Annotated in this window: 21 protein-coding genes; 3 read left to right on the top strand and 18 right to left on the bottom strand. The window is 39.6% G+C overall.

The genetic code is table 11. From position 1 onward, the window contains the following. The first annotated feature begins 126 nt into the window (after positions 1-126). Positions 127-357 carry a DUF1128 domain-containing protein gene (locus tag BK581_RS00955; RefSeq protein ID WP_078576247.1) on the top strand — a complete coding sequence of 77 codons (231 nt, stop codon included), beginning with the start codon at positions 127-129 and terminating at the stop codon, positions 355-357. A 161-nt stretch (positions 358-518) separates the two neighbouring features. Here the strand turns inward: BK581_RS00955 and BK581_RS00950 are convergent, their stop codons facing one another. Next, complete coding sequence (locus BK581_RS00950; RefSeq protein ID WP_078576246.1) at positions 519-1,649, bottom strand: HD-GYP domain-containing protein; 1,131 nt, start codon at positions 1,647-1,649, stop codon at positions 519-521. Between the two features lie 454 nt (positions 1,650-2,103). Between BK581_RS00950 and kapB the strand changes: the two genes are divergently transcribed. After that, entirely contained in the window at positions 2,104-2,517 is a 414-nt protein-coding gene (gene kapB / locus BK581_RS00945; RefSeq protein WP_078576245.1) for a kinase-associated lipoprotein KapB, read from the top strand. A 68-nt stretch (positions 2,518-2,585) separates the two neighbouring features. Here the strand turns inward: kapB and BK581_RS00940 are convergent, their stop codons facing one another. The 13 genes from BK581_RS00940 to BK581_RS00880 all read right to left on the bottom strand — a co-directional run bounded on the left by BK581_RS00940 (position 2,586) and on the right by BK581_RS00880 (position 15,570). Beyond that, positions 2,586-3,560: a quinone oxidoreductase family protein gene (locus tag BK581_RS00940; protein ID WP_078576244.1), complete on the bottom strand. Its 975-nt coding sequence runs from the start codon at positions 3,558-3,560 to the stop codon at positions 2,586-2,588. A 221-nt stretch (positions 3,561-3,781) separates the two neighbouring features. Then, complete coding sequence (gene rnc / locus BK581_RS00935; RefSeq protein WP_407690341.1) at positions 3,782-4,486, bottom strand: ribonuclease III; 705 nt, start codon at positions 4,484-4,486, stop codon at positions 3,782-3,784. Between the two features lie 409 nt (positions 4,487-4,895). Then, the gene (acpP, locus tag BK581_RS00930) at positions 4,896-5,129 is read right to left on the bottom strand and encodes an acyl carrier protein (RefSeq protein WP_078576243.1); all 234 of its coding nucleotides are present in this window, start codon (positions 5,127-5,129) and stop codon (positions 4,896-4,898) included. A gap of 114 nt (positions 5,130-5,243) precedes the next feature. Next, positions 5,244-5,987 (bottom strand): 3-oxoacyl-[acyl-carrier-protein] reductase, encoded by a 744-nt coding sequence (fabG, locus tag BK581_RS00925; protein WP_078576240.1) that lies wholly within the window; start codon positions 5,985-5,987, stop codon positions 5,244-5,246. Positions 5,988-5,989: 2 nt separating this feature from the next. After that, a complete protein-coding gene (gene fabD, locus BK581_RS00920) occupies positions 5,990-6,937 on the bottom strand; it encodes an ACP S-malonyltransferase (protein ID WP_078576238.1) in 948 nt (315 codons plus the stop codon). Next, the gene (plsX, locus tag BK581_RS00915; protein ID WP_078576236.1) at positions 6,934-7,941 is read right to left on the bottom strand and encodes a phosphate acyltransferase PlsX; all 1,008 of its coding nucleotides are present in this window, start codon (positions 7,939-7,941) and stop codon (positions 6,934-6,936) included. The genes fabD and plsX overlap by 4 nt, the downstream gene beginning before the upstream one ends. A gap of 2 nt (positions 7,942-7,943) precedes the next feature. Continuing rightward, positions 7,944-8,516, bottom strand: coding sequence for a transcription factor FapR (gene fapR, locus BK581_RS00910; protein ID WP_078576232.1), 573 nt, complete (start codon positions 8,514-8,516; stop codon positions 7,944-7,946). An 83-nt stretch (positions 8,517-8,599) separates the two neighbouring features. Beyond that, entirely contained in the window at positions 8,600-10,633 is a 2,034-nt protein-coding gene (gene recG, locus BK581_RS00905) for an ATP-dependent DNA helicase RecG (protein ID WP_407690328.1), read from the bottom strand. A 7-nt stretch (positions 10,634-10,640) separates the two neighbouring features. Continuing rightward, complete coding sequence (gene sdaAA / locus BK581_RS00900) at positions 10,641-11,528, bottom strand: L-serine ammonia-lyase, iron-sulfur-dependent, subunit alpha (protein ID WP_078576228.1); 888 nt, start codon at positions 11,526-11,528, stop codon at positions 10,641-10,643. Positions 11,529-11,558: 30 nt separating this feature from the next. After that, the gene (gene sdaAB / locus BK581_RS00895; protein WP_078576226.1) at positions 11,559-12,221 is read right to left on the bottom strand and encodes an L-serine ammonia-lyase, iron-sulfur-dependent subunit beta; all 663 of its coding nucleotides are present in this window, start codon (positions 12,219-12,221) and stop codon (positions 11,559-11,561) included. A 367-nt stretch (positions 12,222-12,588) separates the two neighbouring features. Beyond that, positions 12,589-13,452, bottom strand: coding sequence for a DegV family protein (locus BK581_RS00890; protein ID WP_078576225.1), 864 nt, complete (start codon positions 13,450-13,452; stop codon positions 12,589-12,591). Positions 13,453-13,497: 45 nt separating this feature from the next. After that, positions 13,498-15,180, bottom strand: coding sequence for a DAK2 domain-containing protein (locus tag BK581_RS00885; RefSeq protein WP_078576223.1), 1,683 nt, complete (start codon positions 15,178-15,180; stop codon positions 13,498-13,500). Between the two features lie 24 nt (positions 15,181-15,204). Continuing rightward, positions 15,205-15,570 carry an Asp23/Gls24 family envelope stress response protein gene (locus tag BK581_RS00880; RefSeq protein WP_078576221.1) on the bottom strand — a complete coding sequence of 122 codons (366 nt, stop codon included), beginning with the start codon at positions 15,568-15,570 and terminating at the stop codon, positions 15,205-15,207. Positions 15,571-15,832: 262 nt separating this feature from the next. Between BK581_RS00880 and rpmB the strand changes: the two genes are divergently transcribed. Continuing rightward, positions 15,833-16,021: a 50S ribosomal protein L28 gene (rpmB, locus tag BK581_RS00875; protein ID WP_078576219.1), complete on the top strand. Its 189-nt coding sequence runs from the start codon at positions 15,833-15,835 to the stop codon at positions 16,019-16,021. Positions 16,022-16,120: 99 nt separating this feature from the next. Here rpmB and spoVM read toward each other — a convergent pair whose 3' ends face one another. The 4 genes from spoVM to rpe form a co-directional block, all read right to left on the bottom strand. Further along, positions 16,121-16,201, bottom strand: a complete 81-nt coding sequence (gene spoVM, locus BK581_RS19870; protein WP_143709714.1) for a stage V sporulation protein SpoVM — start codon at positions 16,199-16,201, stop codon at positions 16,121-16,123. A 136-nt stretch (positions 16,202-16,337) separates the two neighbouring features. Next, on the bottom strand, positions 16,338-16,982 hold the full coding sequence (locus BK581_RS00865) for a thiamine diphosphokinase (RefSeq protein WP_143709623.1): 645 nt from the start codon (positions 16,980-16,982) through the stop codon (positions 16,338-16,340). 59 nt (positions 16,983-17,041) lie between these two features. Then, positions 17,042-17,575: an energy-coupled thiamine transporter ThiT gene (gene thiT / locus BK581_RS00860; protein ID WP_245828840.1), complete on the bottom strand. Its 534-nt coding sequence runs from the start codon at positions 17,573-17,575 to the stop codon at positions 17,042-17,044. A 191-nt stretch (positions 17,576-17,766) separates the two neighbouring features. Continuing rightward, the gene (rpe, locus tag BK581_RS00855) at positions 17,767-18,417 is read right to left on the bottom strand and encodes a ribulose-phosphate 3-epimerase (protein WP_078576215.1); all 651 of its coding nucleotides are present in this window, start codon (positions 18,415-18,417) and stop codon (positions 17,767-17,769) included.

Genomic DNA, 18,417 nt, shown 5'->3' with positions numbered 1-18,417 from the left:
CGTTAACTAATTCATTTTATCATAAACTATCTATGATATTAAACGGTCTTAAGGCCACATATGGTTTTTTTTTGTGTCCATGTTAAGATATATTAAGAACTTAATTTTTCAAAAGGAGTGTTCTTATTGTCAGCCAACGATAAAAACCGAGATGAATTAAATGTGATGATTGAAGATATTAAAACTAAATTACACATTGTTAATGGGGCAGCTATTAAACCCGAGCATTTTTCCTTAGATAAATTTGAGGATATTAAAGAAGTGCACGCCATGGTTATGAAAAAAAATTCATTTAGCGTGAGCGAAATGGATGCCATCGTGTCTGAGTTAGGGACGATGAAAGATTTAAAAAGATAGTAGACTAAGTCTAAAAGGGATATTCAAAAATAACATCCCCTTCCATCGTGCAAGTCCTTAAATAAGTAAGTGCCTCACACAGGTCAAACAATAACCTTTGAGGCACTTGATTTATTCACAACTAACAATTTTAGTGGCAAGCTTCTACTGTTAATAAGTTTTTATTTATAATAAAAACGGTTAACAAGCTTTTTTTCGTCTCCTGAAAGGGTCGTTTCTGTATCAACAATTGTCACGGCTAACTCCTTATTCAAATCCACATAGTATGGTGTCACAACTTTCTCATTATTTTCTTCAATGATTCTAATCACCGGACGCTCACTATTAATTTTATTTTGTTGCACAACAAGTGCTTTACGCCCATCGTTTAAAATAACGGTCAAACCTACTGGATAAATAGCAATTGTTTTTCGAAATGCACGAATGATTGACAAATCAAATTGTGTTTCTGCGCCTGTAAAAAGTAATTCCATCGCTTCATGCGGCAAGATAGCTTTTGAGTAAACTCGGTTAGACGTCACAGCTCCAAAAACATCCGCGACAGCGATAATCTTCGCGTAAGGGTGTATATCATTCCCTTTAATACCACGGGGATAACCTTTGCCGTCAATTCTTTCATGATGCTGATAAGCACAGTGTGCAGAAACCATTGATAATTCATGACATTTCCTTAAAATTTCAAACCCATACTCTGGGTGTTTTTTCATTTCACTCATTTCTTCATCTGTGAGTTTGTCAGGTTTTTGTAAGATTGAGGTTGCTACCTCTGTTTTCCCAATATCATGTAAGAGTGCACCTACCCCAACTGTCATTTGTTCTTCGGGTGAAAATTTCAATTCCCGAGCCATAGCAAGCGAGTAGATCGCCACGTTTAACGAGTGAAAAAAGGTATATCTGTCATGTCCAATTGTGTCAGTTAACAGTGAAATCGCTTCATCATTTTCACGAGCATCTTTAAGAATGTTTGTGACTGTTTTTTTGAAGTTTCCACCTAGTCTATCTAATATAAACGACTTCGATATGTTGCCAGCCTCTGCTAAAGCACCAAAAGCATGCTTAATTTCATGAATAGCATTCGCCTTTGTCTCTTCTGACACTGCATTTACAGGCTGAATACCTTCTGACTCTTCATCTTCAATATAGACAAACGTTATTTTTAGTTTCTTTAGCCTATTAATCATTCGTTCAGACAGGCTTACACCTTCTTGAACAAGAACCTGGCCCTGGTCATTTGTCACTGTTTTACCTATTTTCACACCTGGGTCTATAGAATGTAATGAGACAATTCTCATAGTTCTCCTCCTGGTTCTTTTAAAATAAAATATTAACTCAAACAAATGTTTTATTATATTTTATCAATAATGTAGACTTTTGAATATAAAACATTGAAAAAGACTTAAAAAAGTCCCATGCCTTTAGGTTGTATTTTAAAGATGAATAGATACATGTTAAAATCATATTTTTAGCTATCTTTGATGAAATCACTTAATATTAGGGTCATAGGGTTCAATAAGTGAATCGATTTCATCAATCATGGTTCCGAATATTATGACTCACTTGCATTACAGATGGACGCTTTTCGTGGGACTCGTCTTCAACTCATTCTGCCTTTGCTTCTTCCTACAGGATTCGACATCTTTCGTTCCAAATCTACATTTCTAATGGCATATATTTCATTATTACTTTCCAATATCCTTTATATTGGAGCGTAACATTACATTATGACATTCATTTAGGAGGGGTTATATGGACACGTATTTAAAAGAAGGCGATAAAGTGACAGCCATTTATAAGACAGGCAGGTATATTGGAGAAATAATCGGTAAAAACCCTAAAGGCACACATGCTATTGTAAAAATTTTAGCTGTCTTAAAACATCCAGTCCAAGGTGATTTACACCAACCTGGCGAAACGAATGTACCGCTTTTTCATGAACGAAAGGCGTTAAGTTTTAAAGAAAAGGCAAATATTCCTCTCTCCCACGTGAAACTTTACAGCGGGAGTATTCCAAAATATTCTAATTCATTATTAGAAGCTTTAATGACACAAAAAAAAGAACTTAAAAACGAAAACAGCATTTGGGCGTCAAAATCTCTTGAGTCCCTTCTTAAACTGGAAAAGGACACATACAAATTAAATTTAGAAGACGATCACCAATAAAAAGGAAGAGGTTGCGTCCCACATCCACACATGACGGGGTCACAACCTCTTCCTGGACTCTATGGCGTTTAAGGGATTAGAATTAGTTTTCCCTGTGTTTTTCTATTTTGCATATCTGCATGAAGCTGCGAGGCATCTTCGATGGAGTAAGTTTTTCCAATAATCGTTTTTAACTTGCCTTCAGCAGCAAGACCTAAGATTTTTTGTAAGCTTTCTTGATACAATGCTGGTTTCTCCAACATGGCAGGTAAAAAGAATCCTGTAACTGTTTTGTTTTTTTCCATCAGATCCACTGGATTCAAGACAGGGATCTCCCCACTGGCAACACCATATATAATAAGGCGGCCAAATGGAGCAAGACATTGTACAGAACGTTGAAAAATATCGCCTCCAGCCATTTCAAGTACAACATCTACGCCACGCCCATCTGTTATATCAAGTATGTGTTGGTCCCATTTATCTTGAGTGTAATCAATAACCTCATCTGCCCCTAACTGTTTAGCTAATTGGCGCTTACTCTCCGTACTAGCTGTGGCGAGAACTTTTTTCGCTCCAAACAATTTGGCCAGTTGAACAGCAAGACTTCCAACTCCACCACCCGCAGCATGGATAAGAATAGACTCTCCTTCTTGCAAACGCCCCATCGTTGTTATAATATGGTAGGCGCTGAGAGCTTGTAGAGGTAGAGCAACCGCATGATACGCATCTAATGTATCTGGCTTTCGGATAAGACTCGCTTCATCGGCTACTACAAAATCCGCATAAGCCCCTGCACCTACGAGAGCTACGACAGTATCACCTTTAGCCACAGTTGTCACTGCCTCCCCCACGTCATTTATCTCTCCCACCACTTCAGATCCTGGAATAAAAGGTAGAGGGGTAGGCAGCACATAATTCCCTTCTCTCCTCATGGTATCCGCATAATTTACACCGATGGCTTTAGTTTTAATAAGTACTTGATGGCCTTTTACTTTTGGGCGTGATAAGTTGACCAGTTCCAATACTTCAGGACCGCCAAATGATTTAAATTGTATCGCTCGCACATCAATCAACTCCTATTCCCAGTTATAAACTTACGTTGCGTTTTAATTTATATTTACCCACTCATGTACTCATTCCCTAATAATAACAAATAAAACTAACCTTTCTAAAAAATCCTTTTTTAGAAAGACAAACACAAAAAGAGGCTATACCAGCTCTCAGAACAACATTAAACTTGTTGCTTAAGAACTGGTATATCCTCTTCCAGTGATACATACCTTCGTTATTTCGTATTTAGTTTCTCAAGTGCTTTTTGAGCAGCCATTTGTTCAGCTTCTTTTTTAGATTTACCTGCACCTTTTCCTAACTGTTGTTTATCAAGTGTGACTTCTGATACAAATTCACGTGCATGAGCGGGGCCTTTTTCTTCAATGATTTTATAATGCACTTGCCCTTGGTTTTCACGCTGAATCAATTCTTGTAGCTGACTCTTAAAATCCATCATATGGGAAAAAGCACCGTTATGAATCTTAGGATAGACGTATTCTTTTAGAAAGCTATAAACAGCTTCTAAGCCTGAATCAAGATACAGCGCGCCAATAAATGCTTCAAACACATCAGCAAGTAGTGCCGGACGTTTTCGCCCCCCTGTCATCTCTTCTCCTTTTCCTAAAAGAACATAGTCACCAAATGTCAATTCATCCGCAATCTTTGCTAATGACGGCTCACATACGATCGCAGCTCTGAGTTTGGTCATCTCACCTTCACTCATATGATCAAATAGTTTAAATAAATATTGAGAGATGGCCAATTCCAAAACTGCATCGCCTAAAAACTCCAGTCGTTCATTATCATCATGCGGGCGAATACGATGTTCGTTTACGTATGATGAATGGGTAAACGCTTGAATAAATAAATCTTCATTTTTAAATTCAACATGGATTGAAGTTAAGAACTGACGATATTTTGTTTTTTTCGCTGGTGTCATTTGCATTTTTTTAGGCTGGCGTTTCATTCCCCTTCTGGTGATCTTTCTTGACTGTTGCATGAGAACCCCCATATTTTGTCTCAATTGTATTAAGCCCAATTATTTTTTAAAATTACTCTATCACCTAAATAGGCTATCATACTTATGTAAATTACGACCGCTGAGCAGGTTAACCTATCAACCACACGATGTCATTTTATATCTATCATTTTTTAAAAGGCCTAAGACCAGTCATTGTCTATCTGTTGAGGCGTTACCAACGATAGAAAACTAGTTGGTTATAAGACGCCATTACCATAGAGCACGTATCATTCGCCTTTTAAGTAATAGCTACCACATGTTTAACTGACTGTTAGAAAAACGTGGCTTTCCGCCAAGTTATCCTGGCGAAAGCCTACCGTTTTAAAAATTATTGATGACGCTCTATGTATTCAATCACGTCACCGACTGTTGCAATTTTCTCCGCATCTTCGTCTGAAATTTCAAGATCAAACTCATCTTCGAGTTCCATCACTAATTCGACGACGTCTAATGAGTCAGCTCCAAGGTCATCCTTGAAAGTCGCTTCTTTCTTCACTTCTGATTCATCGACCCCAAGGCGTTCGGAAACGATTTTTGCAATTCTTTCTTGTACCGCTGCCATTTACTTCACCTCCTCTCAGTCATTATAGGATAAAGCTATTTAAAATACCAGTTAGATTTTATCCCATTCGTAATGAGTTTTTCACATACATCAAGTATGTGGTTCATCTCATGTTTATGGCATGACCATCCCGCCATCAACATGCAATGTTTGTCCTGTCATGTAAGCAGACGCATCGCTCGCTAAAAAGGCAACTACACGTGCTACATCCTCAGGTTTACCTAACTCTGCTAAAGGAATTTGGTTAAGCAATGCCTTTTTTGTCTCCTCTGTTAATTCGTCAGTCATTTCCGTTCCAATAAAGCCTGGGGCTACAGCATTCACACGGATATTTCGATTGGCTAGCTCTCTGGCTAAAGATTTTGTTAATCCGATGACACCGGCTTTACTAGCTACATAATTAGCTTGCCCTGCATTTCCTAGGACACCAACAACAGAGGAGATATTAATAATTCGTCCGTAACGTTGTTTCATCATCGGCCTTGTAACAGCCTTGGAACAGTTAAATACACCTTTTAAATTGGTGTTTATCACCGCATCAAAGTCCTCTTCTTTCATACGCATTATTAATGTGTCTCGTGTTATCCCTGCGTTATTAACTAGAATATCAATTGAACCAAAAGCCTCCATGACGGTATCTATCATCTGTTTAACACTATCGGCATTCCCTACATCTGCTTGAACTGCTAATGCTTCTACACCTAACTGACGACACTGTTCAGCTACTGCTTCTGCCTTTTCTCGATTGCCGGAAAAATTTACGGCTACGTTAACGCCTTGTTCAGCAAGTTCTAAACAAATAGCTTTCCCAATCCCTCTAGAGCCACCTGTTACAAGCGCATGTTGTCCTCTCATTATCCTCAGTCTCCTTTCTCATCTAATGTTGATATGGCTTTATCAAGTGATGCTTGATCATAAACAGGCAACACTGTTAAACGTCTTGATATTTTTTTAACTAGACCACTTAATACTTTTCCTGGTCCTGCTTCAATGAACGTGTCCACACCCTGATCAACAAGGTATTTAATCGTATCTTCCCACATAACAGGGGAATAAATCTGCTCAACAAGTGCAGTAGGTATCTCGTCTGCAGAGAGATAAGGCTTTGCTGTAACATTACTAATGACTGGAACAAGTGGCTTTTCAAACGTTATATTATCTAAAACGACCGCCATTTTCCCCGCGGCAGGCTTCATTAATTCAGAATGAAAAGGACCACTCACCGAAAGCACCATCGCTCTTTTAGCTCCCGCCTCTTTCGCCAATGTCACTGCACGCTCTACACCTTCTGTCGTACCAGAGATCACAATTTGTCCAGGACAATTAAAGTTAGCTGCTTGAACTTGTCCGCCTTCCAAGGCAGCTTGTGAGACAACTTCTTTTAGCACTTCTCGCTCCATCCCTAAAATTGCAGCCATTGTCCCTTTGCCAGCTGGTACTGCCTCTTCCATGAGTTGACCTCGTTGTCTAACAGCTTGAACAGCTTCTTTGAAACTTATAGCGCCCGTAGCAGTAAGCGCTGAATATTCACCGAGACTATGTCCTGCTGCATAATCTGCTGCCACCCCTTTTCCTTTAAGAATCTCCCAGATGGCTATGCTTGTTGTTAATAGCGCTGGCTGTGTATTTTCAGTTCGCTTAAGTTCATCTTCGTTACCATTAAAAATAAGATCAGAAAAATTCTCTCCCAGCGCTTCATCAGCCTCGGTAAAAATAGCTTTGCATTCGGTAAATGCTTCTGCGAGCTCTTTTCCCATCCCAATATGCTGAGCTCCTTGTCCCGGAAATAATAAGGCTACTTTTGTCATGAATAATCTTCCTCCTGTGCCGGCATAAGTTCAACTGCTTTTTTAATTGTTTCAGTGACATTTTGCTCATACATTGTTTTTGCTTGCTTGACTGCACTAAAAAAAGCTTGTTCATCTGAAGACCCGTGAGCCTTTATAACAGGCGCTTGCAAGCCGAATAAACCTGCACCACCATATTCGGAATAGTCCATTTTCTCTTTCACCTTTTTAAACGATGGCTTTAATACACCTGCTGCAAGCTTGTTTTTCAATGACGATGTTAGTTCATCCTTTAGGATTGAAAAAAGAGAGAGTGCTGTGCCTTCAATGGATTTTAATACAAGGTTACCGGAGAAGCCATCACAAATAACCACATCGGCTGCACCATCAAGCAGTTCCCTTGCTTCCACATTACCTACAAAATTGAGGGAGCTTTCACTGAGCCGTGCAAATACATGCTTCGTTAGGTCTGTTCCTTTTCCTGCTTCCGATCCCACATTTAACAATCCAATTCGGGGATTGTCTATTCCTCGTACTTTTTTCATATACACATCACCCATATAAGCGTACTGAATGAGGTGTGATGGTTTTGCATCCATATTAGCTCCAACATCAAGAAGGAGAAAACCATCTCCATTTTTCGTCGGTAACATCGGTGAAAGTGCTGGACGCTCAATCCCTTTCATTCGCCCTACTACAAGCAAGCCTGCAGTCATTAGCGCACCAGTATTTCCTGCAGAAATAGCGGCATCTGCTCGACCTTCTTTAACTTGCTGAACCGTTAAAACTAAAGACGAATTTTTTTTTCGTCGCACAGCCCTGACCGGCGAATCCTCTCCAGTTATCACCATATCTGTGTGTATAATTTCTACTCTCTCGTTTTTAGTCAAAAGTGGTGTAATTTTCTCTTTATCACCAACAAAAATAATATGTAAGTCTTCATATGCTTCAAGAGCTTTTTCACAGCCTTTAACAATACTTTCTGGGGCGTGATCTCCACCCATCGCATCAACTGCCAGCCTCATGGTTATGTTTCCCTCCCTGTGGATAGTTCTTCTCGAAACATGGAGAAGCTGCCTTTAAAAACAAGCTCCTGATCCACATAGCTTTTCACTTCTACAAGTGTTCTATTATTTTGATTACCAATCACTTTTGCCTTTGCTACAACACGTTGGCCACTTTTCACCTGGCTTTTAAAGGAGACGTTTGCGTTAGCTGTTAAAGCGAGATCATCATCGATAACTGCAACAGCTAACGAGTTAGCTTGAGCAAATAAATGATGACCTCTCGCGATACCGGTTCGTGAAAAAACATATTCTTCTTTAATATCTAAAATAGAAATGGCGTGATCATCAAGCTCTAAATCCACCACTTCTCCTATCACTTCTTCGATCGGTAGCGCTTTGACGGTATCATATTGTTGCTTTGCCACATCTTTAATACGCTCTCTCACTTCTGGAATATTTAATTCCAATCTATCAAGACGAATGGTCTGAACACTCACATTGAACTCAGCGGCGAGTGCATCATCCGTAATAAATGGGTTCTCCGCTATTTTTTCTTTAAGCATTGGCTGGCGTTTTCTTTTAGACAGTTTCATTTTTATCACATCCACACTCATATGACTAGGTACTAAAGGTAGTATATAACTGATCACTGTTACATTTCAACCGAAAGTTCATTTCAATCTATTTTTGTTTGTGAAAATGCCCCTTGTTTTTTTAACATTTCCCTTAGTGGTTGATAATCGGCACTTTCCCAAAAAGCTTTAGAATTCACGAGTTTAACAGCATCTTGACGGGCCGTCTCTAACACGCGATAATCCTCTACAAGGTCGGCAACTTTAAATTGTGGAAGGCCACTTTGTTTCACACCAAAAAAGTCCCCTGGCCCTCTTAGTTCCAAATCTTTTTGAGATAACTCAAACCCGTCGTTTGTTTCGGTCATTATTCCCATACGCTCTTTCCCCACTTCTGTTTTTGGATCAGCAAGTAAAATACAATGGGCTTGTTCAGTCCCACGTCCTACTCGGCCTCGCAATTGATGAAGCTGTGATAACCCAAAACGATCGGCATCATAGATGACCATTACAGTGGCATTGGGCACATTTACCCCTACTTCTACTACAGTCGTCGAGACAAGGATTTGAATCTCATTTTTTGTATAGGCTAGCATCACCTTCTCTTTTTCATCATGACTCAGTCTGCCATGCATCAGGCCAACCGATACCGTTGGCAATGCTGTGGATAGCTGGGCATGAACATCAATCGCATTCTGAACATCTAACTGCTCCGACTCTTCAATAAGTGGACAAATCACATAAGCTTGATGCCCTTTCCCCGTTTCTTTTTTAATAAAGTCAAGTACGCGAGGAAGCATATCATGTCTTGCCCAATGTGTTTTCACGGGTTTTCGCCCTTTTGGCATTTGATCGATTGTAGAAACATCCATATCCCCGAATGCAGTAATTGCTAATGTTCTAGGGATCGGGGTTGCCGTCATGAATAACACGTCAGGATTTATTCCTTTTTTCCTTAATATTCGACGCTGTTCAACTCCAAAACGGTGCTGTTCATCGGTTATGACGAGACCAAGATTGTGAAAGATGACACTTTCCTGAATAAGTGCATGAGTTCCTATTATGATGTCTACTTCACCTGACGCTAATTTTTTAAGTGTTTCCCTTCTCTCTTTCACTTTAGATGACCCTGACAAATGAGCGATAGATAGTTCCGTATCTTTAAAAAGGTGTCTCAGAGATTCTGTATGCTGTTCTGCTAATATTTCCGTTGGAACCATTAAAGCACCTTGAAATCCCGATAGTGCATTTACATATAGAGCGATAGCAGCTACTACCGTTTTCCCAGACCCTACATCCCCCTGAAGTAATCGATTCATTCGTGTGTTTGCTTGTAAATCTGCATAAATGTGATGAAGAACTTTTTCTTGAGCAGTTGTTAATGAAAATGGGAGTTCTCTGATAAAATCTTCTACTTTCGCAAAGGCAAATTGTTTTTTTTGACCCTTTTCTCCTTCTTTTTCTTTTTTGCGAAAAAGCTGCATTTTAAGCTGAAATAAAAGTAGCTCTTCATAAATCATCCGACGCTTTGCTTGTTTAAATGCCATAATATCATGGGGGAAGTGTAAACTATAAAGAGCTTCTTTTCTGGATGTTAATTTATACGCTGACAATAATTGTGAAGGTAGTATTTCTGTTATACGTTCTCCAAATGCGTTAAAAGCTTGTTCAATCAAGTTTCTAAGCATTGTTACTTTTATGTCACCTTTAACTGAATAGACAGGCTCTAGTTCGTTATCTCGTTCAATATTTCTAGGCTTAACGGTACCTCCACTCATGATCATTCGATTTTTATCAAGTTTACCTGAAAAAATAATGTGATCACCAGGCTGAATCTGCTTCTTTAAATAGGGTTGATTGAAAAAGATAGCTTGAACTAAGAAACCGTCCACGAGGGCGCGAACGGTAAGTCGAGATTTCTTCTTGCCAAAATAACGTAATTCTGGCATGCTGTGAACTGTTCCTTGCACAGTCACTTTTTCATCATGGGATACTTCTTTTAAAGGGCGTATAGCATGATCTTCATATCGAAAAGGGAAATGTTCAATTAAGTCCTGTATTGTAATAATGCCCATATCATGTAGTTGTTCTGCCGTTCTTGGTCCCGCTCCCTTTAATACCGTTACTGACTCTTCCAATTCATCCTCACTCCTGTCGTGCCATCGCGCCAAATATTTGTTCTTTATATCTCTTTCCCGTTGGTGTAGCTGCGAGCCCACCTTCTCCAGTTTCCCTTAACATAGACGGCATCGTTTCTCCAATACGGTACATGGCATCAATCACTTCATCACATGGTATTCTGCTTTCAATTCCTGCTAAAGCTAAGTCAGCTGCCACTAAGGCGTTAGAAGCGCCAAATGCATTCCTTTTAACACAAGGTACTTCGACTAGACCCGCTACAGGGTCACATACCAGTCCCAACATGTTCTTAAGAGCAATGGCCATCGCTTGAGAGGATTGATGTGGTGTTCCTCCCGCCATTTCTACAATAGCAGCTGCTGCCATTCCAGTAGCGGAGCCAACCTCTGCTTGGCAGCCTCCCGCAGCCCCTGAAATAGATGCATTATTTGCGATGATGAACCCAAACGCCCCACTCGTAAATAAATAATTAATCATTTGAGTGTGAGTAGGATTTAATTTTTCTTTTACTGCAAAAAGTGTACCGGGGACAACCCCTGCTGAACCTGCAGTTGGGGTGGCGCAAATCGTTCCCATCGCAGCGTTCACTTCGTTAGTTGCCATCGCTTTACTGACAGCATCCAACATTAAATGACCTGAAAGTGTCTCATTTAACTGTATATACTCATTTAGTTTTTTACCATCCCCACCCGTCAATCCTGATACTGACTTGACTTGCTCCATAATGCCTCTGTTGACCGCTCTTTCCATCACTTCTAAGTTCTTTTCCATTTGAGCTACGATGTCTTCACGGCTTCTATCATGGACAACCATTTCTTGTTGAATCATGATTTCTGAGATCGGGAGCTGCTCCTTTTCACATTGGTTGATAAGTTCTTCTACGTTACGAAACATGGGCATTCCTCCTTCAGAGCTGGATGTCGTCTATTCATGAATTTTCGTTACTTTACTAATGTTATCAAGCTTTGCGATATCCATTAATGTTGTCTCACTAATATTTTGATCCACTTCGATCACCATTAATGCCTCTTTGCCTTGTTCTTTTCGTGACACTTCCATATGACCAATATTAATTTCATACTCGGCAAGTTTTGTGGATACAGAGGCAATGGCCCCATACCTATCATTGTGAACGACGAGAATGGCTGGGTGATTTCCACTTAATCGTAGTTCAAATCCATTGAGCTCTTTCACTTCTACTTTCCCACCACCAATAGATATCCCGACTAATTCCATCTCTTCACCCTCGGCCCCAAGCCTAATTTTAACTGTGTTAGGGTGGTCCATATGGGCTTCTTCTTCATGAAAGGAATACGTCAGGCCACGTTCTTTAGCAAAATCAAATGACTGTGTCATGCGATGATCATGCGTATCAAAACCGAGCAAACCTCCTACAAGTGCTACATCCGTACCGTGACCTTGATACGTCTTAGCAAAAGAGCCATATAAATGAAATGCAGCCCATTCAGGCTCGATTTGAAATAACTGTCGTGCCACAAGTCCAATTCTCGCTGCTCCAGCTGTATGAGAGCTGGATGGCCCGACCATGATAGGACCAATAATGTCAAAAACACTTCTATATTTCATAATAGCCAGCCTCCTAACGCCGTGACATAAGACGTTTATAACGATTCAACGATTATCTTACCTATTAAACGAAAAATTTACTTTTGTAAAACGACATACCTAAGTGTTCAAGTCTAAACGAATCTTCAATCAACGGACTTCCACTGATTATCTTTACTTTCTATTTTGAAGCGAGAGTAATACGGACGGTTATCTGTGATAAACTCCCTATTTATCTTAACAAATTGCAATGAAAAGGGCTATGGTTATCGGTGTAGAGAACAGAAGGAGTATTTGGCTGTTATGAGGGCAATGGCAAGTATGTCGCTCTCTTAATACTATGCTTGAGCTAAAATAGGCTGCTCCAAAAAGGGGCAGCCTAGAGCAGTTAATTATTCGTCATTTTAGTTACAGACACAGAAATCGTTCCAGGTCCCACATGCGTCCCAATAACCGGTCCAATATTTGTTATTACTTGTTTTTTAATGGAAAAATGGTTACGCAAGTCACTCATAAGTGAATTTGCCGCCTCTTCAGCTTGGGCATGCGAAATACCTACATGAATATTAGAACTGCCATAGCGTTCTTCAAACTCCTGAATAATTTTATTGACTGCTTTTTTGTATCCTCTTACTTTTTCAAACGGGTAAACTTCACCAGCCTCATTTAGTGATAAGATCGGCTTTATTTTCAGTAAGGAACCGAGAATAGCGGAAGCCTTCCCAATACGCCCGTTCTTTTCTAAATACTCCAATGTATCTACCATAAAAAAGACTGACGTATCTTTTAGCAGATCATCTAATCTAGCAAGGCACTCTTCTTTAGAAGCGCCTCTATTGGCTAGAGCTGCCACTTCCACGACTATCACGCCAATAGCGTAAGAGGCTCTTTTAGAATCAATAACTGACACAGGAATATCTTCCCCTAATGTTTGAGACGCAATATAAGCAGATTGGAACGTGCCGCTTAACTTGGAAGACAAATGAATAGATATAATATCAGATTTCTCTTTTTCATATAACCTTCTATACTCTGTTTCAAACTGATAAGGGGTCGGCTGGGATGTAGTTGGAATAATAGATGTGCTCGCTAGCTTTTTATAGAATTCGTCTGCAGTTAAATCCACACCATCTTCATACGTTTCATCTTCACCGAAATGTACTTTTAAAGGTACAACACTTATATCTAATTCGCGTTGTAAATCATAAGGAATATCGGCAGTCGAATCTGTTACGATCTTTACATTACCCATTCATAATCAACCCCCTGAATTAGTTATTTCATATCTCTCGTCAATCTATTCTACGGATAAAATGTAAGAATAGAGCGGCTGATCTCCTGCATGGACTTCCACTTCTACCTCTGCGTGCTTGTCCTCAACATAGGCAATTAATTCGTTGGCTTCTTCTTCTGAACGTTCTTTTCCGTAAATAATCGTCACAATCTCTCCATCATCACCGATCATTTTGTCAATCAGCTCTTTAGCGACAGTTTGGACAGAATTACCGGTAGATATAATATTTTTTTCATGAATACCCATGAAATCACCTTTATTTATTTCCACACCGTTTAAGCTTGTATCACGAACAGCATACGTCACTTCTCCCGTTTTTACCTGTTGCATCGCGTCTTTCATGTCACTTGCGTTCTGTTCAAGTGATTGTGACATATTAAACGATAGCATAGCAGCTAATCCTTGGGGAACTGATTTCGACGGGACAACAGCCACTTCTAGATCAGACACAGTTGCAGCCTGTTCAGCAGCCATAATAATATTACTGTTATTTGGTAAAAGGATGACTTTTTCAGCATGGCATTCGTCAATTGCTTTAATGAAGTCTTCTGTAGAAGGATTCATTGTTTGTCCGCCTTCAATCACCTTGTTTACACCCAGGCCTTTAAATAGCTCTGCAATACCTGAGCCCATACCTACAGTGACGATGGCAAATTCAGCTTTCTTTTCTTCTTTAGGAGGTGTTGTTGGCGTCTCAGTCTTGTCCTCTTCAAGAATAGATGTATGCTGTTCTCGCATGTTTTCAACTTTTACATTAACAAGGGAACCAAATTTTTGGGCTGCTGTAATCACATTCCCTGGATATTCAACATGAATATGAATTTTTAGTAAATCTTCATCAGACACAACGAGAAGGGAATCACCAAACTCATTTAATTCGTTTCTAAACTCATCCTCACTAAATGGATGTTCAGCCGTTTTATCTTCTTCGAATTTCACCATCACTTCTGTACAGTAACCGTATTCAATATCTTCTGTTGCCATGTGACTCTGAACAGATTGGTGATGTTCTAGTTTTACGAGCTCCGTCATTGTAGGCTCATCTTGTGCCACCATATTCGTAATGGTTTCTCCTTTTAAGATCGCGAGAAAGCCTTCATAAATAGTAAGCAGGCCTTGGCCTCCGGAATCAACTACACCTACTTCTTTTAATACTGGAAGTAAATCAGGTGTGCGTTCTAGAGACTCCGCAGCTTCCTTTACAATAGATTCCATTACTGATATGACGTTAGACTCATTTTGACTAACTTCAATTCCTTGCTTAGCAGCGTCTTTAGCTACAGTCAGTATTGTACCTTCTACAGGCTTCATGACAGCTTTGTAAGCCATATTAACACCGTATTCAAAAGCTTGACTCAATTGTTTCGCGTCGATTGACTCTTTCTCTTCCACCGATTTCGAAAAACCTCTAAATAGCTGGGATAAAATAACGCCTGAATTTCCTCGGGCTCCCATAAGCAATCCTTTAGCAAAGCTCGCCGCAATTTTCCCTACATGGTTGGCTGGTTGTGCTTTAACTTCTTTAACACCGGATGTGATCGTCAAATTCATATTTGTTCCCGTATCGCCATCAGGAACAGGGAAAACGTTAAGTGCATCAATTTTTTTCGACTGATTTGAAAGGTTGTTCGCGCCTTCAATAAGCATTTGGGCAAACTGTTTACCTTCTATCTTTGTGACTGCCACACATGTTCCTCCTAACATAGACGTCTATAAGTTCGTTACTCGAACTCCTTGAACGAAAATATTTACTGAATCTACTTTAAGTCCTAACATCTTTTCCAATTGATACTTCACTTTTGATTGAACATTGTAAGCCACTTCTGAGATTTTAGTCCCGTAACTTACGATAATGTACATATCAATATGTACTTCTTCTGCCTCTTTTTCACGAATGACCACACCACGACCGAGGTTTTCTTTTCCTAATAAGTCGGTTATTCCGTCTTTCAACTGTTTTTGTGATGCCATACCGACAATCCCATAACAATCGACAGCCGCTCCTCCAGCGATCACAGCCACAACTTCTTTTGATACATCTATGTTGCCGAATTTAGTATTCATTTCTATGGTCATACGAAATATGCCTCCTTTAAGGTGTTTACCTTTACGGCTATCGTCATTTTACTATAAAATCATAAAATTTAAAAGAAAATCCGGGGACGAGCAAAGGCATTATTACCTTATTGTTTTTTTAGTAATCTGTCAAGCTTGATTCCTTGATATTTAGCTTAAATGACTTGAATTCTTTCGGTTGCTATGCTAATATAACCAAGTGTTTAATTTGTCACGTATGAATGATCATATGTAGTATTGCATGATAGAAGGAGGGATAATCATGGCACGAAAATGTGTGATTACAGGAAAAGGCCCTAAAACTGGAAACAAGCGTTCCCACGCTTTAAATGCAACTAAACGTCGTTGGGGTGCAAACGTTCAAAAAGTACGTATTTTAGTTGACGGTAAACCTAAACGTGTATACGTTTCAGCAAGAGCATTAAAATCTGGTAAAGTTGAGCGTGTATAAGCTTATATAGTTGTTTAAGCAACTTTTAAAGGTTGCTGCCAGTTTAAAAAACGGCGCCTTGTGCGCCGTTTTTTTAAATCCATTTATAACGTACTTCATCTAACTTTTCCGGAAAGTCCCCATAACCGCCCGAACAAAACCACCAAGAAATTTAGGTAATTTAATCGTGTAGAATTTCATGCTTTCCCCTCCTCGAAAGAACGACCCCGGCGAAGTGTCCCATGATTGAGAAATCATTTTACTGTCTCGTTATTACTCATTATATTCAAAAAGGGAGAAATAGTACCTTTTTTTCATAAATGACTGCTTTCAACTTTTAGTCTTTTGAACGAAAGAGAAATAAATAACCTTGTGAAAATGATACTTCCCCATGATCATATAAAATTTCATTACTTATACAAAGACTTGACCCTTGCACAAGTGTGGTGTTTTTGAGAGGATAACGAAACCCTGTGAGGGTCAATCCCAGCACTTCAAAAGTCATAGGCATTAAAGAAACGTACGTCCATTGGCCTTTATTAATGTTATATGTCCCGGGGGATAAAAGCGTGACACTGTTCCATTTATCTTCAATATAAATAGGAATATTATCTTTTATTCCTTTTAACAATAAGTAGGCGTTCATAAATAGATGGTCTAGCCTCGCCCCTGTTGCCCCTAGAACGATAATTTTTTCCGGTTGTTGCTCGATAGCCCACGTGAGAGCAATTTCCATATCCGTAGCATCTTTCTCTTCAGGATAGGTATAAATCTCAAACGGTGGCATCGCTATCTTTTCCCTTTCCTGTGCGTTTAAAGAATCAAAATCACCAAAAGCCACGTAAGGAGAAATGTGATTATCCAATATTTCAATAACTCCTCGGTCAACACCGATCCACCTGGCATTCGGATACTTCTCCTGTATGAGAGACAAAGGGGGGACATGGTTGTTTGGACCTCCCCCCATTATGACATATATCAAGACCTCACCCCTTTTATATAAAGCCGCAGGTATACCCGCCCATATTCTTAGTACGTCGTTTAAGGATGAAATAGTCGCTTACTTCCTCCATGTAATAAAAGTAAGACTATAAGGCATACAATAAAGGAAAAGACCAGATAAGAAGCATTATACGTCAACGAGTAAATAGCCACCGGGGTCCCTTCCGGAGCAAACTCTCCAAACCAAACAATTCCAGCAGTAAAATGACATAACAGTCTTAAGCCGATTCCCAAGACGGTACCTGCTATAATCATAACAACTTGTTTATTTAAAACCTTGAAAATACCCGCTAAGCCAACAACTGCAAATGCCACGGGGTAGTCTAAAATCCCTTGCAACCAATTAACAATATAAGGATTAACGGTCATGTTTAATAAACCGAATATAAATCCCGTAACGACACCGACTTTCCAACCACGGCGAAAGGCAATGAGGAGTAAAGGTACCATGGCAAGTGATACATTGCCCCCTTGAGGCCAGAATCGTAATAACGTCATTAAATCTAAAATAAATGCTAAAGCAGCCATGATGGCAATTTCACTCATGATTAATAATGGTCTTTCTTTTTTCACTAAACGACTCTCCTTCTCTTTATTTACCTCTAAAGGTTAAAATCCTTACAGAAAAAACAGCTGTTGCTAAAAAATGCAACAGCCGTAAAGGTGTCGACTCTACATCTACATCCCGTCAGTTTAAAACTATAGGTTCAAAGGGTGAGGTACGTCAAGAGCTTTTCTATCTAACAGTTCTATTTGTGTAGCGTTTAAAAGGAAGATCTAATTTTCTCAATAGCTTCTTTTCTATTCGATTGACCGTACACCGCTGAACCTGCAACTAAAACATTGGCTCCTGCTTCAATGCAAAGTGACGCCGTTTTTTCATTGACACCGCCATCTACTTCAATGTCAGTGTGTTGACCGTTATCATCAACCCACTGACGGACTTTCTTAATTTTTGGTAAAACGCTATGAATAAAAGACTGCCCACCAAAGCCCGGATTGACGGTCATTAGCAGGACAAGATCCAAATCTGCTAACACAGGTTCAATTAGGCTGACAGGGGTAGCAGGGTTTAATACAACTCCTGCCTTTACACCGCTATCTTTGATCATATGTATCGTTCTATGAAGATGGGGGCAAGCTTCAGCATGGACACTTATTATATCAGCACCAGCTTGTACGAATTGAGGAATATAGTTATCAGGATTGTTGATCATCAAATGGACATCTAGTGGCAAACTCGTTATAGGCCTAATAGCTTCAACAATAAGTGGACCTATCGTAATATTTGGAACGAAATGTCCGTCCATGACATCTACATGTATATAGTCAGCTCCCCCGGCTTCTACCTCTTTTATTTCGTCACCTAGCTTTGCAAAGTCTGCTGATAATATGGAAGGGGCTACTTTTATCAT

Source organism: Salipaludibacillus agaradhaerens (assembly GCF_002019735.1).
GTDB classification, from domain to species: Bacteria; Bacillota; Bacilli; order Bacillales; family Salisediminibacteriaceae; genus Salipaludibacillus; species Salipaludibacillus agaradhaerens.
The sequence above is the reverse complement of the archived record's forward strand: the minus strand, read 5'-3'. Positions and strand labels throughout refer to the sequence as shown.